This window comes from Nonomuraea sp. WAC 01424 (genome assembly GCF_003947315.1).
Taxonomy (GTDB): Bacteria; Actinomycetota; Actinomycetes; order Streptosporangiales; family Streptosporangiaceae; genus Nonomuraea; species Nonomuraea spiralis.
Map to the genome: position 1 here is coordinate 58,515 of NZ_QHHZ01000017.1, position 18,840 is coordinate 77,354.

Sequence of the window (18,840 nt, forward strand, 5' to 3'; positions counted from 1 at the left end):
ATGGTGCGTCCGGTCGGGCCAGGATGACAACTTCTGTTGCCATTTCTGGAACAGCGGAGGTGAAATGGACCCATGGAGCAGCAATCCCGGATAGACATCACGCTGGCTCAGGTCGGCGCCCGCCTCAGACGGGTCCGCACCCAGCGCGGCGTGACCCTCGCGGCCCTGGCCGAGGCCACCGGCATCTCCAAGAGCACGCTCTCCCGGCTGGAGTCGGGCCAGCGCCGCCCCAGCCTGGAGCTGCTGCTGCCGATCGCGGAGGCGCACCAGGTGCCGCTGGACGAGCTGGTCGGCGCGCCGGAGGTCGGCGACCCGCGCATCCGCCTCAAGCCGGTGGTCCGCAACGGGCGGACCGTGCTGCCCCTGACCGCCCACCCGGGCCCTCTGCAGGCGTGGAAGTCGATCATCCCCGCCGACCAGAACCAGCCGCAGCCGGTCACCCACGAAGGCTACGAGTGGATGTACGTGCTCTCCGGCCGCGTCCGACTCGTCGTGGCCGACCACGACCTGGTCATGGGGCCAGGCGAGGCCGCCGAGTTCGACACCCACCTGCCCCACTGGTTCGGCCCGGCGGGCGACCATCCCGTGGAGGTGCTCAACCTGTTCGGGCGGCAGGGGGAACGCATGCACATGCGTGCCCGGCCGAGTTCCTGAGCGCCCGGCCCGCCGTCACTGGCTGGTGCAGCGGGTGGGCCGTACCACGATGACGACCCGGCGCTCGGCGTCGCCGACCGGGCGGTCGTACTCCAGGCCGTACCGTCTGGCCAGCAGGTCGAAGCCGTCGCCCTGGGGGTCGGGCTCGACCCGCTCGACGGTCCCGCGCACCTCCAGATAGCGGTACGGCCGGTCGGGGTCGTTGATCGAGATGGCCACGTACGGGCGGGCGCTCGCGTTGCGGCCCTTCTGGCGGTCGGTCGTGGTGGTGAAGCGCAGGAACTCGCCGTCCCAGACCGTCCAGACCGGCGTCACCTGCGGGGTGCCGTCGGGCATCAACGTGGCCAGATGGGCGTACAAGGGACGGGTCAGCAGGTCGAGGTGGCTCTCGGGAATCACAGACATGGCGGCACAGTATCAAAGCTTTGATACATGTAAGTGTTTTTAGGACGGGATGACTTGTAGGCTCCCTGCATGGACATGCCCCCGGAGGAACGGCTCGGCCTCGCCGTGAAGCGCGCCGAGCAGCGACTCATGGCGGCCAAGCACGCGGCCGTGAAGGCCGCCGGGGTGACCGTCCCCCAGTACGCCGCCCTGCTCGCCCTCCACGCCAACCCGGGCATCTCCGCCGCCGCCCTGGCCAGGGAGTGCCTGGTCACGCCGCAGGCCATGAACGTCGTACTGAAGAACCTGCTGGAACACGGCCTGATCGAACGTTCCCCCCACCAGTGGCACCGCACGATGCTGGAGACCCACCTCACGGACGCGGGCCGCGAGGCGCTACGGGTGGCGGACGAGGCCGCCGTCATCATCGAACGCCGGATCGCCGCCGCCTTCACCCCCGAGGAACGCGCCTCCCTCCAGGCCCTCCTCACCCGCTTCGCCCAGGCGATCGAAGGAGCACACTGATCTCGGTTCGCGGAAATCCGGCGGACGGCGCCGGGCCACGGCTACGCGATCGACCTGGAGGTTCTCACTTCTCCGCCTCGAACGCCTGGGCGACGGCCAGGCTGTCCTCGTAGACGTGGTGCCGGGTGACAAGGCCGTCCTCGACGGTGAGGTGCAGGGCGAACCGCGCCCGATAGGAACGTCCGGTGGACCGGGCGGTCTGACGGATCTCGCCGAGCACGACCGCGTCGCCTCCGTCGACGAGGATGCGCTCGACCTCGGTCGCCACCAGTTCCGGCACGTGGTGATCGGCGATCTCGCGATAGTGGGCGGCCGCGTCGGCCCGGGTGGACCGGTGACGGATCCACGGCGTGGCAGTACGGCCGTGCTCGGCCTCCGGCCAGTCAAGTTTCCAGTCGCCCGGCTCGGCGTACAGTTCGGCGATGCGTTCGGGGTCGCCCTCGCCGATCCTGCGCAGCAACTCCTCAACCACCGTACGCGTGTCCTTAGGTGCGGTCATGGACATGGCTGACCTTCCGTCCTGATTGGCGTCGTCCGACAAGAAGATCATCAATCCTGTCAGCACGGGCGCACCAAGACGATTACCTCCGAAGTAAAGCAAGCAGCCTACCAAGATCCACTTTCGAGCCACACCCCCTGGCCCGCCACACTTCCCTCGCAAGATCAAGCCGAGGACGACGACCTGCCAGACGCCCGCTCGTCGGCGGTTCTTCTGTCGAGGAGCAGGTCGGCCATTCGCAACAGCCGGTCCACGTACACCCTTGCCTCCCGGCCGCGCGAACCATGACATGTACCACCGAAGGCCCACGGAACGCCAGGGTCACCGGGGGGCGTTCAGCAGGCGGATGCCGACGATCGCCAGGCCGGCCGCCTGCAGTACGGCGCCCGCGACCTCGAACCACTCGCTCCCCGTGACCAGCCCGATCACGTGAAGCGGAGGCCAGGCGAGGACCGCGGCGGCCGCCCCGAGCGGGACCACGCGGCTGCGTAACAGGGCCACGCCGAGCAGCAGCGTCCCGACCAGATTGCCCAGCGCGAAGAGCAGGAACACCCACAGCGCCGCCACGTCGCCCTGACGACCGTCCAGTACGGCCGCGTAATCCGCGACGGGACCGCCACGCTCGGCCATGGCGAGCTCGGTGATCCCGGTGAAGGCGATCGCGAAGTAGCGCCCGCCGCCTCTGGCCGACCGGCCGTACGGTGGAGACCCACGTCAGCTCCATCCTGGCCAAACTCGGCCTGCCCCACTCAGAGGAGGACCACCGCCGCGTCCAAGCCGTCCTCCTCTACCTCAACCACCCTTGACCCAGCCGTCCGTACGCCGCACGAGAAGACTCACCTGCTCCCCGTACTCCCGGAACCCGAGAGCACGAGCCACCCGTCGCGACGGCTCCGGACGCGCCCTCCACTGCGGCAGCAACCCTTGGGCCAGCGCATCGTCCACCGCCGCCGACGCCACCGCCCGAGCCAGTCCCCGCCCGCGACACCTCTCAGCGGTCAACACCGACAAATGCGCCGCCGAATCCAGCCACGGCCGATACCCAGCGGCAGCGACCACATCCCCACCACCATCGCGAACCACCCAGACCGCCGAACCGACCTCCCCCAGCCCACTCTCCTCGGCATCTTTCCCGTCCGCCGCCTCCAGCAGCCCCTCGACATCGCGATCACCCGCGGGCACCCGTTCGACACCGCCCCCCTCATGGACGGGAACGAAATCCTCGACATCGAGGTAAGCCAACGTCGCCGGCCCCAGAACCTCGCTGACCCCCAGCCGCCCGGCAAGCCCCGCAACACCGGCGGCCCCGTCGAGCGCGTCCCCCAAAACCCCACGCAACGGCTCGACCAGCCCACCGTCCGGCACCGTGACCAGCGCCGCACCCCCCAACACGACAACCCCCGTCCACCCCGCCGGACACAACCACGACCCGGGCGAAACAACCACGCTCACCCGACCCCGAGCAGGAAACTTCACCGGAACCCGAGCCAAGCTCTCCCACAACCGACAAGCACGCCCCAACGCCCTCCGCGACATCCCTCCATGATCCCGCCAACCACCCCGGATCAGAAACGTCAGGCTTCCACCTCGACCACCTACGGCCCCAAGTGCCGCTCCGCCGAAGGCATGAAGGACCTCTCACCCATGCCCCGCTCGTTCGTAGACCTTGAACGACGGTTCGGGCACACTTGTCCTCCCCCTATTCGGAGGATCAGATGTTGGCGATCGGACCAGCTGAGGCCCTGGTTCTGTTGATGATCTGGGTCGTTCCAGCAGTGGTGCTCTTCTTCCTCATCTATTGGGCGGTACGGCTGGCCATCAGGCACGAAAGGCAACGGATGCCGAGTCTGCACGAACGTGTGACGACGGAACGCGAAGCTCAGCGCCGCGAATGGGCGGAACGCGAGGCTCGACGGAACAGGGAAGCGCCCGACGAGCTGTAGTCAGGCGGCCTCGTCGCCTGAATGGGGCCGCGATGCGACGCGGAGCGCCGCAGGCCACGCCCATGCCGCCGCTTCCGCAACAGCCGTCGGGGACTCGGTACGCCTCTTCAGGCACGCGGGCAATCGCCTCCGGTCGAGCGTTCGGGAAATCCCACTCTTCCGCCTTCAACGGAGATGGGATTTTCCCGAACACCGAGGAGGCTGGGGAAGACTGAGGGAGGCCAGACCACAGCCTCACGTCTGAGCCCTCCGAAAACCACGCAGAGGGCCCGACCTCAACTCCCAGACCCGGCGCTCTGCGCCGACGAGGCCGAATTCCACCAAGGGACTGATCTACTCGCCGGCCGGCAGGGTGCGCCGCGCCCATCCCCACGAGGGTGTATGACCCATGCGCAGGCCCGCGATTCTCAGTCCTCACCGGGACGGATGAGTCCGCTCTCGTACGCGAACGCGATGGCCTGTGACCGGTCGCGCAGCCCGAGTTTGTCCAGCACCCTGCCCAGATGCGTCTTCACGGTGGTCTCCCCGAGGTAGAGCCGAGCGGCGATCTCCGAGTTCGACAACCCCCTGCCGACGAGGGCGAACACCTCGGCCTCCCGGCCGGTGAGCCGGTCCAGCGCCGGGTGCCGGGGCTGCGGCTCCGGTGCCCGCGTGTACCTGCCGATCACCGACGGGACCACCGCCGGATCGAGCAGACCGCGCCCGGCCGCCACCTCGCGCAGCGCCTCCAGCAACTGCTCGGGAGGTGACACCTTGAGCAGGAAGCCCGCGACACCGGCGCGCAGCGCCCCGTCCACGATGGTCTCCTCGTCGAACGTGGTCAGCACCAGCACCTTGATCTCGGGATGCGTCCCGGCGAGCGCGCGGGCGGCCGAGATGCCGTCGAGGCGCGGCATACGGGCGTCCATGAGCACCACGTCGGGCCCGATCTCGGCGGCCAACCGCACCGCCTCGTTGCCGTCGGCCGCCTCCCCGACGACGTCCATGTCCGGCTCGTCGGAGATCAGCATGCGCAGTCCGGCCCGCATGATCGCCTCGTCGTCGGCCAGCAGCACCCGGATCATCGTGTCCCCTCTGCGAGCGGGAAACGTGCATACACCTCGAAGCCGCCCTCGGCACGCGGCCCGGCCCGCAACTCCCCGCCGAACATGCCCACCCGTTCGCGCATTCCCACCAGGCCGTGCCCGCCGCCCGGCCCCGGACCGGGCGCGGTGGTGCCCCGTCCGTCGTCCACGATCCGTACGCTCACTCCGGCCGCCTCGTACGTCACGGTCTCCGTCTCGGCCACCGCCTGCGCGTGACGCAACACGTTCGTCAACGCCTCCTGCACGATCCGGTACGCGGACATGTCGACACCCAGCGGCACCGAGAACGGCGTACCGGACACCGTGGACATGGCCTGGAGCCCGGCCGAACATACCTCCTGGACGAGGTCGTCGATCCGCCGCAGAGACGGAGGCGGCGCCAGCCGGTCGGCCTCGTCAGGACGCAGGAGGGCGACCACCTGGCGCAACTCGGTGACCGAACGCCGGCCGAGCTCCTCCACCTGCGTCAGCGCGTCGTGTTCGACCGGCCGGTCGGCCAACCGGCGCCGTACCACCCCGGCCTGCATGGTCATCACGCTGACCGTGTGCGCCACCGCGTCGTGCAGCTCACGCGAGATGCGGGCACGCTCCTCGGCCACCGCCGCCCGCGCCCGCGCCTCCCGCTCGGCGGCCAGCTCGGCGGCGAGCGCGGCCAGCTGGCGAGAGCGCGACTGCTCCCGCCGCAACAACGTACCGAGAACCCAGGCGGCCCCCACCAACGCGCCGAAGAAGACGAACTCCCAAACCCCCTCGCCACCCCAGACGAGCGCGACCGCCGGAACCACGGCGGCACACACCGACGCGGCGAGGGAACGACGAGGTTCGGTCCGGTAAGCCGCATGAACCACGAGCACCAGCTCGGCGATGAGCTGGGCCCCGCCCACTCCTTCCGCACCGGTCAGCATCGCGTACGGGAACGACAACATCGCCACGGACATCGCGACGATCGGGTGACGCGCCGCGAGCGGGAAGCAGAGCGCCAACACCAGGCTGAGCCCGACAACGGCGAGCCGGTCGCCGGCGCCGCGCGGGTCGCCGTACACCTCGATCGACGCGAGGACGGCGAACAACACACCGGCCACGGCGCCCGCGAGCAGCCATCTCCGGCGGCTCCATGGTGTGCCCACGCTCACTCCCCTCGTCGTCGGCACACCGACGGTAACGAAGGGGTTCGACCCGCGGATCAGACCCGGGAAGGACGGCAGAGGGTCGCGGGTCGTACCCGGAGAGGACCCTGCGGCCGATCGAGTGACTCGGAATCGCATCTCGGACGGCCCGCTTGGCCGATCCGGCCGGCTGGTGCGCGCTCATAGCGTTACGGCAGCTCAAGAGACATCCGAAAGGACACCTCATGGACGCCACGTCCGCCGCCTCCGCTCCGCTGCGCCGCCTCTCCGGCGTCGCGCTCGTACTCGCCCCCGTCCTGATGTTCGGCGGCATGCTCACCTCGCCGCCGCAGGCGGACGACTCGTCCGCAGGGTATCTGGCCTCGTTGGCCGCCGACCACGAACTGTCACTGCTGTCGGCGAACCTGCTCCACTACGCCTGGGTGCTCATCGCGCTCGGCGTACCGGCGACCCTGACGCTGCTGCGCGGCCGGAGGGGACGGAGCCTGACGGCGACCGGCGTGGCACTGTCCATGTTCGGCGCCATCCAGATGTCCGGCATGCTGCTGTCCGACTGGTTCACCACCGTCATGCCGAACGCGGTGCCGCTCGCCGACGCGGTGAAGGTGTTCGACACCGTCACGGCCGACCCGACCCTCGCCGTGTGGCGGCTCACCGGAATCCTGTGCGGCGTCGCCATGCTCCCGCTGCTTCTGGCCGGGCTCGCCCGAGCGGGAGTGGTCGGTTGGTGGACGGTGCCGGTGATCCTGCTGCCGTTCGTGGCGGCCGCGACGCTGCCTGCGTTCGTGGGTGCTGTGGTGGCCCTGGCCTGCTACGCGCCGCTGGTCCTCGTGGGGGTACGCCTCCTGCGCCGCTCAGCCGAGGACGTGCTCCGCGCGGAGGCCCTGGCCACATCGACCCCGGCCACGTGACCCCTCGTTCCCTCTGTCCAGTTGAACGCCAATTGCACGACGATCAGCTGACGACCAGGGACTTCACACCTCGCGTCAGGACTCGCCTTCTCGGAAAGCTCCCAGGTGTCCGCCTTGACCCACTTCGTACGCCTCGCGGAGCCAGCCGGCGAATTCCTCATCAAGCTCGGCGAGATCAGAGATCCGGAAGGCATGAACGTACAGCCGCTTCGTGTACGGAGCCACGCTGGTGATGCGAGCGTCGTCGCCGATCGTGCGCTGGATGTCGAAGTACCCTCGAAGCCCCCGCGCGTCCGGCTTTGCTCCGGCGAATCCTCGACGTGTCCCCTTGACGGTGATCATGCTCTTGGACACCGCATACGTGAAGGCTCCGCACCCCTCAACCAGCCTGACGAACTCGTGGTACAGGGCCACCGACGTGTCGGGCTTGCCTTCAAGGTGATCGTCGATCGTCCACGTCTCCTGGTTCATGAACCGAGAAAGTAGCAGGCGGCAACGACGGTTTTCGGGCCACGAACCCGTACGCCTTCCGGCCGCACACCCGGCCGGCGGGCGGAGGGCCGGGGGCGCGGCGGCGCCTTCTGGGCGCTCAAGGGCCAGGATCTAGCTATTTCTGCAGGTCTACGCCTCGCCGGATGGTCGCACTTCAGCTCAAGCATCAAATGCCTCCCACTCGGGCGCTCACCACGGAGACCGCCCTCTGGACGGCTCCGGTGGGTCCTGTGGTGTAAGACTGAAGCGGACGGCACTCTTGACAGTGCCTTCGTGGAGGTTGAAGCGACATTTGGGCACTTCGTTCCCCCCTCCCCCTCCTGCGGTCGCGCCAAGCCGGACGGTTCCCTCTGCAACACCTCGCTGCGCGTCACCCACTGCAAGGACTGCGTCCAGCACATCGATCAGACTCGGGGACATTCGACAGGCCCGCGCCGACTTCCGCGCCGAGCAAACCCGGCTGGTCACCGGCACTCCGCCTCCCGATCCAGAGAAGACCGTGACGGTAGGCGAATGGCACCATGCCGGAAGCCGCCACCGCCACGGAGAGGCTTTCTGGGCCGAGGTAGCACGCCCACGGATCGCCACCGCTCGCAAGATCGCACGGCAGCAAGTAGGCGAGAAGCGATAGAACCCTGCGCCTCTAGACCTAGAGAGATCACCTCTAGGTCTAGAGGCACACCTAGAGGCTTATCAGCCTCCTGACCAGGCACCTAGCGTCTAGAGGCTCCTAATCTCGCCGTGCACTATCAGGCCAGATCACCCGAACGGGCACCTCCCGCCGCCGCGCCTCGGCCACCACGTCAGCGGTGCCGCCATAGCCTCGGGCCGGCTGCCCGTCCCAGACGGCGAACAACACATCAGCGTCCTCCAGCATCCGCGCACTGGCTGTCATGTGCGACTCCGAGGTGGACTCCCCAAACCGCAGCCGGTGAGTCCGGACCGCCCGGCCCAGCAACTCGTCGTATGCTGCCCGACATTCGCCCGGCAGCCCGTCCCGATACTCCTCGGCCGGGATCACAACCTCCAGCACGCCACCGAGATCGAGTACCGCGCGAGCGAAGATCTGATCAGCCCCGTCCGCCAGACAGGACAACCCGGTGACGCCAGGACCGTACTCCTCGAGCGCCTGGCGTACCGCCCCCTCGATCAGTACGACAGTCTCCTCCGGCAAACCCCGATGACCGGACACAGCGATGCGAACCATGATCCCCCCAGCTCAAAGTGGCATGAAGACGCGCATCGAACCAGCGCAAAGCACCGGACGGCCCGGCATACGATCGGCGGAAGTTCTTGACCCGGTGCAGGAACGCTCCGAGCCAAAGGTCTTCGACACAGTGAGCGCATTGGACGCCAGACACCTCACGAGGGGGGCGGGACCACGCTCGATATTCGCCCCCACCTGGTACTACGGTCCCCTCGGTTCCGGGGCCGTCCGGGCCTGTTGTCACCCAGTTAGTCACCCAGGATCGGGCCTGCGGGCTGGGGCTGCTGCCACACGTCGCGGCCGTTGCCCCACAGCTCAGAGGCATGGTAAGCAAACCGATCGAACAGGCCGTCATCCTGAAACCGCCGCAAGTGCAACATGGGCGAGTCGTGACCAACGAGCTTCGCCAAGTGCGGCGTGACGAGCATTTCCGAATCGAACCGGAACACGCTCATGGCGATGTGCTCGTCACCGAACCGGGCCTCGACACTGGCAACGTCGCGTAGCTGCTCGATCTCCGACAGAGTGATCCGGATGCGCGTGGAGACGGTCAGCGGAACGTTCTCCACGTCCTCACGGTGGCGCGTTACCTCACTCTCCGGATCGCCGACGAGGAACCGAATCTTGCAGCCCTGCTGCGCCTTCCGCTTGAGCACCTTCGCGAGATTGGGGTGTTCCAGCCACAGGAAGTAGTTGGTGTAACCGGCGAACACGATCTCGTTGCGCGCCGAGCTGATGAGATTGCGCCAGATTGATTTCGGACATGCGGAGCGATACGGATAGACGGTCAAGACTTCCTTATCCGGCCCAGTTTTCACCGTCTTGCGAATTGCATCCGGCCATAGCACGGCTGTCTCAACTCCTAGTGCCTCTGCGGCTGCCCATTGGTGTCGCATGTGCGGAACGCGCGTTTCGTCTTGCAGCCAGCGTTCCACCGTCTTGACGTCCACGCCACATCGGTCAGCCAAATGCTGGTTCGTGACCTGGGCGTTCAGCATGGCGCTGCGTAGGGGGACGTTGGCCACGGCACACCCTCGAACTGGAGGACGTCAGGGACGTTCGGAGCGTAACGCTGTAACGTCCTGGACGTCTTGATAACGCGGTGGGTTTGTCACGCTCAGGTAAGCACGCTGATCGCATGTCCACTCCAGTGATTCTCGAAGACCTCCAAGCGGCATTTCCCGGCTGGTGCATTTGGCGTAGTTCTGCGGGCCGTCTCTGGGCCACCCGGAACGGTCGTCGCCTGTCCCCGCGCGAAGTGGATCACGGACTGTCCCAGACGGTCGACGCGGACGACATCGTCAATCTCGCCGAGCAGTTGAAGGAGCAGGAGACAGCAGAGGAGGCGTTGTGAGCCGCCCTTCGCTCGCACCAGAGACCCACGCCGCCGCTGCCCTGGCCAACGCCCTCGCCACTCGGGGAGTCTCCGCAGACGTGCACGATGGCTACGGCCTGGCGCTGGTGTCCGTCTGGGTCGGATTGGTCGTCTGGTGTCACGGCGGGCGCTACTGGTGGCGATCGGCATGGGATGCGAGACGACAGCGAGTCATCTACGCCTGGCACCCCTCCACGGAACCCGCTCGGGCCGCTCACCGAGTCGCTCTCTGCTACGCCCAACTACGGGAATCTCAGCCGATCTGTACGCCGGTCGCCGGAGTGCACCCGTGCCCATGACCTTGGCGAAGCTGATCGCCCAGTACCCGGCATGGCAGGTTCAGGACATGGCCGCAGGCTGGGTGGCCGTTCGGAAGCAGCCCGTTCCCTGTGCAAGCGGGCTGTCCAACGTTCGTTGCGGGGGGACGTTGGATGAACTGGCTGTGAATCTGCAGGCGGACACCAGACAGGGGAGGAGGGAGCAAAGGTCCCTTCGAAGCGTCTGAAACGGCCCCTCAATACGCCAGCCTCCACCACAGGGAGCAATCTGGGTAAATCGATGGCAACCCGACCCGGAGCTCAGGGCCTCCAGGCCCGAGCACCGGACGCGGGGCGGCAGAAACTTGAAGCTCATCGTCGGGGCCGCCGGCCCGCGTGCGGTGGCGGGCGCGAACGGCCCCCAGGCCGCACGCGCAAGCCCGCCAGACCGCTAAAGGCGGGCCAGCGGCACCGTGGCGAGCGCAGCGAGCCCTTGGACCTGTAAGGAAGGTTGTCGCCGAAAACGGCTCTGGCCCATGATCGATGCCGGACGTGCCGGGCGACCATGGGCCAGGATCTAGCTATCTCCGCAGGTCTACGCCTCGCCGGAGGTCAGGCCCACCGGACAGGCCACACCGGTGCCGCCGATGCCGCAGTACCCGTTGGGGACTTTGTATAGATATTGCTGGTGGTAGTCCTCGGCGTAGTAGAAAGGTGGGGCTTGGGTGACTTCGGTGGTTATGGTGCCGTAGCCGGCCTGGGTGAGGACCTGCTGGTACGCCTCCCGCGACGCCTCCGCCGCCTTCTCCTGCTCCGGCGAGTGGTGATAGATCGCCGACCGGTACTGCGTGCCGGTGTCGTTGCCCTGGCGCATGCCCTGGGTCGGGTCGTGGGCCTCCCAGAAGACCTTCAGCAGCTCCTCGTACGACACCTGGGCCGGGTCGAACACGACCCGTACGACCTCGGTGTGTCCGGTGAGGCCGCTGCAGACCTCCTCGTACGTCGGGTTGGGGGTGTACCCGCCCTGGTACCCGACGGCCGTCGTCACGACCCCGTGCGTCTGCCAGAACTTGCGCTCGGCCCCCCAGAAGCAGCCCAGGCCGAAGTCGGCTACCTCCAGGCCCGAGGGGTACGGCGGGGCGAGCGGCGCGTGCAGGACGGCGTGCCGCGCGGGTACGGGCATCGCCTCCGAGCGGCCCGGCAGAGCGTCCTCGGGACGGACCATCGATGTCTTGTTACCGCCGAACAGCCAGCCCATCGTGCCACCTCCATCAGGTGTCTCTACCTTACGCAGCGCCGCGGGCGGCGGCGTGGCGTGGGTAGCGGGATTACGCCTACACAACGCCCGAACACTTAAGGATGACTAAACATTCCCGTATAGTGACACACATTTGTATTTAAGCTAGTAAGGCCCGAAAATTAGGTTCATGCCTGACCTTCGGCGCGGTGTACTGTTCGGGATCGCCGCCTACACCATGTGGGGACTGTTCCCCCTGTACTGGCCGCTGCTCAAACCGTCCGGAGCCGTGGAGATCCTGGCCCATCGGATGGTCTGGTCACTGGTGGCCGTCGTCGCGGTGCTCGCCGTACGGCGGCATTGGAGCTGGTTCCGTGAGCTGCTCCGGCAGCCGCGCAAGCTCGCCCTGCTCACCGTCGCCGCCCTCGTCATCACCGTCAACTGGGGCACCTACATCTACGGGGTCAACAGCGGCCACGTCGTCGAGAGCGCGCTCGGGTACTTCATCAACCCCCTGGTCAGCGTGCTGTTCGGGGTGCTGGTGCTGCGGGAGCGGCTGCGTCCGCTGCAGTGGGTGGCCGTGGGGTTCGCGGCGCTGGCGGTGATCGTGCTGACCCTCGACTACGGGCGGCTGCCGTGGATCGCGCTGACGCTGGCCGTGAGCTTCGGCGTCTACGGCCTGGCCAAGAAGCAGGCGAACGTGGCGGCCACCGAGAGCCTGGCCGTCGAGACGCTGGTCCTGCTGGTGCCGGCGTTCGGATACCTGGTCTACCTGCAGTTCGCGGGGCAGGCGACGTTCGGGCAGCAGGGCGTCGGGCACTCGCTGCTGCTGGTGGGGGCCGGGATCATCACGGCCGTGCCGCTCATCTGCTTCGGCGCGGCGGCGATCCGGGTGCCGCTGAGCACCGTCGGGGTGCTGCAGTACATCGCGCCGATCCTGCAGTTCGTGGTGGGGGTGACGATCGCCGGGGAGGTCATGCCGCCCAGCCGGTGGATCGGGTTCTCGATCGTGTGGCTGGCCCTGGCGATCTTCACGTACGACAGCTTCCGGGCGGCGCGGACGGCCGCCCGGGTCAGGCGATCAGCCCGAACGCTCGACCACGTAGTCGCAGAGCGCTAGGAAGGCCGCCCTGGCCGGGATGTCGGGCAGGGCGGAGAGGTCCACGCGGGCCCGGTCCACCCACGCCGTCAGCTCTGCGCGGGCCCGCGCCATCGCGGGGTGGGCGCGCAGCAGGGTCAGGGCCTCCTCGACGTCCTCCTCGGCCACCGGGCCCGACAGCAGCTCGGTCATGCGGGACTGCTCGCCGCTGGTGAGCGCGTAGAGGACCGGGAGGGTAGGAACGCCCTCGCGCAGGTCGGTGCCGGGCGTCTTGCCCGACTGGGCGCCCGAGGAGGCGACGTCGAGCAGGTCGTCACCGAGCTGCCAGGCCACGCCGACGGCCTCACAGGCGCGGCTGAGGCGCTCCTCGACGTCGGCGGGCGCGCCGGACAGCAGTGCGCCGAAACGGCCGGAGGCGGCGATGAGCGAGCCCGTCTTGTCGGACAGGACGCTCAGGTAGTGGCCCACCGGGTCCTCGCCGTCGCGCGGGCCGACCGTCTCGCGGATCTGCCCCTGGACGAGGCGGGAGAACGTCTGGGCCTGGATGCGGATCATCTCGGGGCCGAGGTCGGCCAGGAGGTCCGAGGCCTGGGCGAACAGGTAGTCGCCGGTGAGGATCGCCACGGTGTTGTCCCACCGGGCGTTGGCCGAGGGCGAGCCCCGGCGCACCGGGGCCTCGTCCATGACGTCGTCGTGGTACAGGGAGCCCAGGTGGGTCAGCTCGATCACCACCGCGCCGGGCACGACACCCGGCGCGGATGGGTCGCCGAACTGGGCCGCGAGCAGCACCATCAGCGTACGGAACCGCTTGCCGCCCGCCTCGATGAGGTGCTTGGACGCCTCCGTGACGAAGGCGTCCTCGCTCTCCACCGACGAGCGCAGGAGCTTCTCGACCGCGGCCAATCCGGTGGCCACGTCCTGCGCCAACCGTTCGTCCTCAATGGGAAGGTCAACCACGGGAGGCGCAGACATACGGGATCCCCTTATCTAATGAACAGTGCCGAAGCGGCGTCGTTGGCGACACCGAGGATGGACTCCGGGTAGAGCCCCACTCCTACGGTAACCAGCAGGGAGACGGCGATGACGGCCACGGTCCCCATACTGGGCACCGCGATCGCCGGGCCGTCGGCCGCGGGCTCGCTGAAGAACATCAGCACGATCACGCGGACGTAGAAGAACGCGGCGATGGCCGAGGCCACCACGCCCACCACGACCAGGCCGGCCATCCAGCCGCCCATGGAGTCGCCGGGCTGCGTGCCGCTGCTGAGCGCGGCCGCGAACACGGCGTACTTGCCGAAGAAGCCGCTGGTCAGCGGGATTCCGGCGAAGGCGAGCAGGAAGAAGGCGAACACCCCGGCGAGGATCGGCGAACGCTTGCCGAGCCCGGCCCAGCGGGACAGGTGTCCAGCCTCGCCGCCCGGATCGCGTATCAGCGTGACCACCGCGAACGCGCCGACCGTGGTGATGCCGTAGACCGCCAGGTAGAACAGGATCGCCTTGAGCGACTGGGCGTTCTGCCCGGCCGCGCCGAACGTCGCCATCACGCCGACGAGCAGGAAGCCCGCGTGCGCGATGGAGGAGTAGGCCAGCATGCGCTTGATGTTGGTCTGCGTGATCGCCAGGATCGAGCCGACGATCATCGTCAGGGCCGCGACGCCCCAGATGACCGGACGCCAGTTCCAGTCGAGGTTGCCCAGACCGACCCAGAACACCCGCAGCACGGCGCCGAAGGCCGCGACGAGCGTGCCGGAGGCCATGAGCGCGGTGATGGGGGTCGGGGCGCCCTGGTAGACGTCGGGCTTCCAGGACTGGAAGGGCGCGGCGCCGATCTTGAACAGCAGGCCGACACCGAGCAGCGCGAGCCCGATCATGAGCAGCGGGTCGAGCAGCGCGCCCTTGGCCAGGGCGGCGTTGATCCCGGGCAGCGAGACGGTGCCCGCGTAGCCGTAGATCATGGCGGTGCCGTACAGGAAGAACGCCGAGGAGAACGCGCCGAGCAGGAAGTACTTCATCGACGCCTCCTGCGACAGCAGGCGGCGACGGCGGGCCAGGCCGCACAGCAGGTACAGCGGGAGCGACATGACCTCAAGGGCCACGAACATCGTCAGCAGGTCGTGCGAGGCCGGGAAGAGCAGCATGCCGCCGACCGCGAACAACACCAACGGGTAGACCTCGGTCTGCCCGGTGCCGTTGTCGGCCGCCTCGGCCTCCTCCTCGTCGGCGCTGCCCGGTACGGCCGCCGCCGAGGCCACGAAGTGGCCCTCGTCGTTGATCAGCAGCACGGACACGAACGACAGGACGATGATCACGCCCCAGATGAACAGCGCGGGACCGTCCACCGCGACCGCGCCCATGGCGACGGCCTGCGTCGGCACGCCGCGCATGACCTGCACGATCACCAGGGCGAACGCGCCGATCAGGCTGAGCAGCGTGAGCGGGACGTGGATGGACTTGCGCAGGTAGCGCGGCGCGAACGCCTCGACGAGCACGCCGATGCAGGCCGCGCCAAAGATGATCAGCAACGGCGCCAGCGTGCCGTACTCGATCGTCGGCGCTTGGATGACGTCGTTCACTGACCTGTCCCCTTCTCAGCGATGGTGGCAGTGGGTACCTGCACGTTGGTCAGCGTCTGCTGGACGGACGGGTTGATCACGTCGAGCAGCGGCTTGGGGAAGAAGCCGAACCCGATGATCAGTGCGACCAGCGGCGCGAGTACCCAGATCTCCCGGGCGTTCAGGTCCTTGAACGCCTTGACCGGCTCGGCGGTCGGGCCGTTCAGGGTGCGCTGCACCATCCACAGGATGTAGACGGCGGCGAGGATCACGGCCACCGCGGAGATGATCGCGGCCACCGTCAGCGCGCCGGAACCGTGCGCCACGCTGGAGTACGTGCCGATCATCACCATGAACTCGCTGACGAAGGACGACAGTCCGGGCAGCGAGAGACCGGCCAGACCGGCGACCAGGAAGAAGCCCGCGAGAACCGGGGCGACCTTCTGCACGCCTCCGTAGTCGGCGATGAACGGCGAGCCGCGGCGGGCGATGAGGAACCCGGCCGCGAGGAACAGCGCGCCCGTGGCGAAGCCGTGGTTGACCATGTAGAGGGCCGCGCCGGACTGGGCGACCGACGACATGGCGAACACGCCGAGCACGATGAAGCCGAAGTGCGAGATCGACGTGTAGGCGATGAGCCGCTTCATGTCGGTCTGGCCGATGGCCACGATCGCGCCGTAGATGATGCTGATGACCGCCAGGACGACGATCGGCATCGTGAACGCCTTGGCCGCGTCCGGGAACAGCTCCAGGCAGAAGCGCAGCATGCCGAACGTGCCGACCTTGTCGAGCACGCCCACGAGCAGCACGGCGGCGCCGGCCGGGGCCTCGCCGGCGCCGTCGGGCAGCCAGGTGTGCACCGGCCAGAGCGGCGCCTTGATGGCGAAGGCGATGAAGAAGCCGCCGAACAGCCACTTCTGCGTCGTCGGATCCTTGATGGCCCCGACGAGCGGCTCGAACATGAACGTGCCCTTGTTCGCCAGCACGTACAGGCCGATGACCGCGACCAGCATGAGCAGGCCGCCGAAGAGCGAGTACAGCAGGAACTTGACGGCCGCGTAGGACCGCTGGGCGCCGCCGTACGACCCGATCATGAAGTACATCGGGATCAGCATGGCTTCGAAGAAGACGTAGAAGAGGAAGACGTCGGTCGCCGCGAAGACGCCGATCATCATCGTCTCCAGGACGAGCAGCAGCGAGAAGTACGTCTTGACCGACCGCTTGGGCGTGATCAGCGTGCCGTCGGAGGTCCGGACGCCGTCGGCGTCGTGCCAGGAGGCCAGGACGACGATCGGCACCAGCACGACCGACAGGGCGATCAGCACCAGGGCGACGCCGTCCACGCCGACCCCGAACTTCACGCCGAAGCTCGGGATCCAGTCGTACTCCGCCTTGAACTGGAAGCGCTCACCGCCGGGCTTGAACCCGGCGGCCATGACGCCCGTCAGCACCATCGTCAGCAGCGAGACCGCCAGCGTGACCTGCTTGGCCAGCTTGTCGCCGCCCTTGGGAAGCAGGGCCACCACGATGGCGCCCACTACGGGCACCGCCATGATTATCGGGAGCCAGGGTGACATCAGATGTTCCCAACGAGGAGCAGGGCGCCGGTCAGCAGGGCGGCACCGATCAGGATGGACAGCGCGTACGTTCGCGCGAAGCCCGTCTGGAGCCTGCGCAGGCGCCCCGAGCTCCCGCCGATGCCTGCCGCCAGACCGTTGACGAGCCCGTCGACGCCGCGGTTGTCGAAGAACACCGCGATGCGGGTCAGCCACTGGCCGGGGCGCATGAGCAGGGACTCGTTGATGGCGTCGCCGTACAGGTCACGGCGGGCGAACGTGGTGAGGAAGGAGCCGCGCGGCTGCACCGACGGCACCTCTGCCCGGCCGTACTTCATCCAGGCGATGACCACACCGACGGCGACGAGCGCGAGGGTGGCCAGACCGGGCGTGCTGGCGAACTGGAAGCTCGGCGCCTCCGCCTCGCCGCCCGCGGCGGGCCGCAGGAAGTCGTACAGCCTGCCGCCCAGCACCAGGTAGGCACCGAGGCCGAGCGCGCCCAGCGACAGGATCATCAGCGGGACGGTCATGACCAGCGGCGACTCGTGCGGGTGCGCGTCGTCGGCCCAGCGCTTCTGGCCGAAGAAGGTCATGAAGACCATCCGCGACATGTAGAAGCCCGTGATGCCCGCGCCGAGCACGGCCAGCCAGCCCAGGATCGGCTGGTGGTGGACCGCGGTCTCGATGATGCCGTCCTTGGTGAAGTAGCCGGACAGCAGCGGGAACCCGATGATCGCCAGGTAGCCGATGAAGAACGTGACGAAGGTGATCGGCATGAACTTGCGCAGGCCGCCGTACTTCCTCATGTTCACCTCGTCGTTCATGCCGTGCATGACCGAACCGGCGCCGAGGAACATGTCGGCCTTGAAGAAGCCGTGCGTGATCAGGTGGCCGATCGCGAAGGCGTAGCCCGCGGGGCCGAGGCCCGCGCCGAGCATCATGTAGCCGATCTGCGACATCGTCGAGCCGGCCAGGCCCTTCTTGATGTCGTCCTTCGCACAACCGATGATCGCACCGGCGAGCAGCGTGGCCGCGCCGACGATGGCGACGGCGAGCGCCGCCCCCGAGCCCTCGGGGAAGAAGAACGCGCCCGAGCGCACGACCAGGTAGACGCCGGCGGTGACCATGGTCGCCGCGTGGATCAGGGCCGAGACGGGCGTCGGGCCCTCCATGGCGTCGAGCAGCCAGGACTGCAGCGGGAGCTGCGCCGACTTGCCGCAGGCGCCGAGGAGCAGCAGCAGGCCGATGGCCAGCATCGTGCCGTCGGAGGCGCCACTGGCGCCGATCTTCGCGCCGAGGTCCTTGAAGGCCAGCGTGCCGAACGACGTCCAGATGATGAACATGCCGACCAGCAGGCCGAAGTCACCGACGCGGTTGACGACGAACGCCTTCTTCGCCGCGACCGCCGCGGACGGCTTGAACTGCCAGAACCCGATCAGCAGGTACGAGGCCAGGCCCACGCCCTCCCAGCCGATGAACAGGCCCACGTAGTTGTCGGACAGCACCAGCAGGAGCATCGCGGCGACGAACAGGTTCAGGTACGCGAAGAACCTGCGCCGGTGTTCGTCGTGCGACATGTACCCGATGGAGTAGATGTGGATCAACGATCCGACACCCGTGATGAGCAGCGCGAAGCTGATCGACAGCGGGTCGATCAGCAGCCCCATGTCGACCATGCCGGGGATGAACTCGTAGAGGTGCACCGCCCGGCGGCGCTCCTCGTCCCCGAACCCGATGAGCTCGAAGAACGCGAGCACCGCCACCACGAACGAGGCCAGCGACATGACCACGCCCAGCAGGTGACCCCAGCGGTTCGTGAACTTGTTGAACACCAGCAGGATGAACGCCCCCACGAGCGGAAGAGCGATCATCAGCCAGGCGTTCCCGATCACACCGCCGACATGAGGGGTGATCTGAGCGATTTCAGATTGCATCAG

General features: G+C 68.0%; 20 protein-coding genes. 6 read left to right on the top strand and 14 right to left on the bottom strand.

Features of this window, described 5'->3' with window-relative positions; genetic code table 11:
- Positions 1 to 72: 72 nt before the first annotated feature.
- Complete coding sequence (locus DMB42_RS38995) at positions 73 to 654, top strand: helix-turn-helix domain-containing protein (protein WP_125643790.1); 582 nt, start codon at positions 73 to 75, stop codon at positions 652 to 654.
- 15 nt (positions 655 to 669) lie between these two features.
- Here the strand turns inward: DMB42_RS38995 and DMB42_RS39000 are convergent, their stop codons facing one another.
- Positions 670 to 1,059 (bottom strand): PPOX class F420-dependent oxidoreductase, encoded by a 390-nt coding sequence (locus DMB42_RS39000; RefSeq protein ID WP_125643793.1) that lies wholly within the window; start codon positions 1,057 to 1,059, stop codon positions 670 to 672.
- A gap of 69 nt (positions 1,060 to 1,128) precedes the next feature.
- Here DMB42_RS39000 and DMB42_RS39005 point away from each other — a divergent pair, with 69 nt between their 5' ends.
- A complete protein-coding gene (locus tag DMB42_RS39005) occupies positions 1,129 to 1,563 on the top strand; it encodes a MarR family winged helix-turn-helix transcriptional regulator (RefSeq protein ID WP_221762543.1) in 435 nt (144 codons plus the stop codon).
- A 64-nt stretch (positions 1,564 to 1,627) separates the two neighbouring features.
- Here the strand turns inward: DMB42_RS39005 and DMB42_RS39010 are convergent, their stop codons facing one another.
- The 3 genes from DMB42_RS39010 to DMB42_RS39025 form a co-directional block, all read right to left on the bottom strand.
- The gene (locus tag DMB42_RS39010; RefSeq protein WP_221762544.1) at positions 1,628 to 2,062 is read right to left on the bottom strand and encodes a nuclear transport factor 2 family protein; all 435 of its coding nucleotides are present in this window, start codon (positions 2,060 to 2,062) and stop codon (positions 1,628 to 1,630) included.
- Positions 2,063 to 2,383: 321 nt separating this feature from the next.
- Positions 2,384 to 2,692, bottom strand: coding sequence for a hypothetical protein (locus tag DMB42_RS39015; RefSeq protein ID WP_125643797.1), 309 nt, complete (start codon positions 2,690 to 2,692; stop codon positions 2,384 to 2,386).
- 162 nt (positions 2,693 to 2,854) lie between these two features.
- Entirely contained in the window at positions 2,855 to 3,454 is a 600-nt protein-coding gene (locus DMB42_RS39025) for a GNAT family N-acetyltransferase (protein WP_260478197.1), read from the bottom strand.
- A gap of 323 nt (positions 3,455 to 3,777) precedes the next feature.
- Between DMB42_RS39025 and DMB42_RS39030 the strand changes: the two genes are divergently transcribed.
- Positions 3,778 to 4,005, top strand: coding sequence for a hypothetical protein (locus DMB42_RS39030; protein ID WP_125643801.1), 228 nt, complete (start codon positions 3,778 to 3,780; stop codon positions 4,003 to 4,005).
- Between the two features lie 407 nt (positions 4,006 to 4,412).
- Here DMB42_RS39030 and DMB42_RS39035 read toward each other — a convergent pair whose 3' ends face one another.
- Positions 4,413 to 5,069: a response regulator transcription factor gene (locus DMB42_RS39035; protein WP_125643803.1), complete on the bottom strand. Its 657-nt coding sequence runs from the start codon at positions 5,067 to 5,069 to the stop codon at positions 4,413 to 4,415.
- Positions 5,066 to 6,217 (bottom strand): sensor histidine kinase, encoded by a 1,152-nt coding sequence (locus DMB42_RS39040; protein WP_185845097.1) that lies wholly within the window; start codon positions 6,215 to 6,217, stop codon positions 5,066 to 5,068. The genes DMB42_RS39035 and DMB42_RS39040 overlap by 4 nt, the downstream gene beginning before the upstream one ends.
- Before the next feature lie 224 nt (positions 6,218 to 6,441).
- On the opposite strand from DMB42_RS39040, the gene DMB42_RS39045 reads away from it, so the two are divergent.
- Positions 6,442 to 7,128 carry a hypothetical protein gene (locus DMB42_RS39045; RefSeq protein WP_125643806.1) on the top strand — a complete coding sequence of 229 codons (687 nt, stop codon included), beginning with the start codon at positions 6,442 to 6,444 and terminating at the stop codon, positions 7,126 to 7,128.
- A 75-nt stretch (positions 7,129 to 7,203) separates the two neighbouring features.
- Here the strand turns inward: DMB42_RS39045 and DMB42_RS39050 are convergent, their stop codons facing one another.
- The 3 genes from DMB42_RS39050 to DMB42_RS39060 all read right to left on the bottom strand — a co-directional run bounded on the left by DMB42_RS39050 (position 7,204) and on the right by DMB42_RS39060 (position 9,852).
- Positions 7,204 to 7,599 (bottom strand): DUF5655 domain-containing protein, encoded by a 396-nt coding sequence (locus DMB42_RS39050; RefSeq protein ID WP_125643808.1) that lies wholly within the window; start codon positions 7,597 to 7,599, stop codon positions 7,204 to 7,206.
- 751 nt (positions 7,600 to 8,350) lie between these two features.
- A complete protein-coding gene (locus DMB42_RS39055; protein ID WP_125643810.1) occupies positions 8,351 to 8,827 on the bottom strand; it encodes a hypothetical protein in 477 nt (158 codons plus the stop codon).
- A gap of 248 nt (positions 8,828 to 9,075) precedes the next feature.
- Positions 9,076 to 9,852: a hypothetical protein gene (locus DMB42_RS39060; protein WP_125643811.1), complete on the bottom strand. Its 777-nt coding sequence runs from the start codon at positions 9,850 to 9,852 to the stop codon at positions 9,076 to 9,078.
- Positions 9,853 to 9,965: 113 nt separating this feature from the next.
- Here DMB42_RS39060 and DMB42_RS39065 point away from each other — a divergent pair, with 113 nt between their 5' ends.
- On the top strand, positions 9,966 to 10,181 hold the full coding sequence (locus tag DMB42_RS39065) for a hypothetical protein (protein ID WP_125643813.1): 216 nt from the start codon (positions 9,966 to 9,968) through the stop codon (positions 10,179 to 10,181).
- An 873-nt stretch (positions 10,182 to 11,054) separates the two neighbouring features.
- Here DMB42_RS39065 and msrA read toward each other — a convergent pair.
- Positions 11,055 to 11,717, bottom strand: a complete 663-nt coding sequence (gene msrA, locus DMB42_RS39070; RefSeq protein WP_125643815.1) for a peptide-methionine (S)-S-oxide reductase MsrA — start codon at positions 11,715 to 11,717, stop codon at positions 11,055 to 11,057.
- A 169-nt stretch (positions 11,718 to 11,886) separates the two neighbouring features.
- Between msrA and rarD the strand changes: the two genes are divergently transcribed.
- A complete protein-coding gene (gene rarD, locus DMB42_RS39075; protein ID WP_125643817.1) occupies positions 11,887 to 12,816 on the top strand; it encodes an EamA family transporter RarD in 930 nt (309 codons plus the stop codon).
- Here rarD and DMB42_RS39080 read toward each other — a convergent pair.
- The 4 genes from DMB42_RS39080 to nuoL are packed head-to-tail and all read right to left on the bottom strand — an operon-like array spanning position 12,778 to position 18,837.
- On the bottom strand, positions 12,778 to 13,767 hold the full coding sequence (locus DMB42_RS39080) for a polyprenyl synthetase family protein (protein WP_125643819.1): 990 nt from the start codon (positions 13,765 to 13,767) through the stop codon (positions 12,778 to 12,780). The genes rarD and DMB42_RS39080 overlap by 39 nt on opposite strands.
- An 11-nt stretch (positions 13,768 to 13,778) precedes the next feature.
- A complete protein-coding gene (gene nuoN, locus DMB42_RS39085; protein ID WP_125643821.1) occupies positions 13,779 to 15,368 on the bottom strand; it encodes an NADH-quinone oxidoreductase subunit NuoN in 1,590 nt (529 codons plus the stop codon).
- On the bottom strand, positions 15,365 to 16,924 hold the full coding sequence (locus tag DMB42_RS39090; RefSeq protein WP_125643823.1) for an NADH-quinone oxidoreductase subunit M: 1,560 nt from the start codon (positions 16,922 to 16,924) through the stop codon (positions 15,365 to 15,367). The genes nuoN and DMB42_RS39090 overlap by 4 nt, the downstream gene beginning before the upstream one ends.
- A complete protein-coding gene (nuoL, locus tag DMB42_RS39095) occupies positions 16,924 to 18,837 on the bottom strand; it encodes an NADH-quinone oxidoreductase subunit L (protein WP_185845098.1) in 1,914 nt (637 codons plus the stop codon). Before nuoL ends, DMB42_RS39090 begins: the two co-directional genes overlap by 1 nt.
- Positions 18,838 to 18,840: the final 3 nt, after the last annotated feature.

Bases quoted from the DNA above. Each gene is read 5' to 3' on its own strand.
- DMB42_RS38995 (WP_125643790.1), top strand. From the start codon at position 73: ATGGAGCAGCAATCCCGGATAGACATCACGCTGGCTCAGGTCGGCGCC.
- DMB42_RS39000 (WP_125643793.1), bottom strand. From the start codon at position 1,059: ATGTCTGTGATTCCCGAGAGCCACCTCGACCTGCTGACCCGTCCCTTG.
- DMB42_RS39005 (WP_221762543.1), top strand. From the start codon at position 1,129: ATGGACATGCCCCCGGAGGAACGGCTCGGCCTCGCCGTGAAGCGCGCC.
- DMB42_RS39010 (WP_221762544.1), bottom strand. From the start codon at position 2,062: ATGACCGCACCTAAGGACACGCGTACGGTGGTTGAGGAGTTGCTGCGC.
- DMB42_RS39015 (WP_125643797.1), bottom strand. From the start codon at position 2,692: ATGGCCGAGCGTGGCGGTCCCGTCGCGGATTACGCGGCCGTACTGGAC.
- DMB42_RS39030 (WP_125643801.1), top strand. From the start codon at position 3,778: ATGTTGGCGATCGGACCAGCTGAGGCCCTGGTTCTGTTGATGATCTGG.
- DMB42_RS39035 (WP_125643803.1), bottom strand. From the start codon at position 5,069: ATGATCCGGGTGCTGCTGGCCGACGACGAGGCGATCATGCGGGCCGGA.
- DMB42_RS39045 (WP_125643806.1), top strand. From the start codon at position 6,442: ATGGACGCCACGTCCGCCGCCTCCGCTCCGCTGCGCCGCCTCTCCGGC.
- DMB42_RS39050 (WP_125643808.1), bottom strand. From the start codon at position 7,599: ATGAACCAGGAGACGTGGACGATCGACGATCACCTTGAAGGCAAGCCC.
- DMB42_RS39055 (WP_125643810.1), bottom strand. From the start codon at position 8,827: ATGGTTCGCATCGCTGTGTCCGGTCATCGGGGTTTGCCGGAGGAGACT.
- DMB42_RS39065 (WP_125643813.1), top strand. From the start codon at position 9,966: ATGTCCACTCCAGTGATTCTCGAAGACCTCCAAGCGGCATTTCCCGGC.
- msrA (WP_125643815.1), bottom strand. From the start codon at position 11,717: ATGGGCTGGCTGTTCGGCGGTAACAAGACATCGATGGTCCGTCCCGAG.
- rarD (WP_125643817.1), top strand. From the start codon at position 11,887: ATGCCTGACCTTCGGCGCGGTGTACTGTTCGGGATCGCCGCCTACACC.
- DMB42_RS39080 (WP_125643819.1), bottom strand. From the start codon at position 13,767: ATGTCTGCGCCTCCCGTGGTTGACCTTCCCATTGAGGACGAACGGTTG.
- DMB42_RS39090 (WP_125643823.1), bottom strand. From the start codon at position 16,924: ATGTCACCCTGGCTCCCGATAATCATGGCGGTGCCCGTAGTGGGCGCC.
- nuoL (WP_185845098.1), bottom strand. From the start codon at position 18,837: ATGCAATCTGAAATCGCTCAGATCACCCCTCATGTCGGCGGTGTGATC.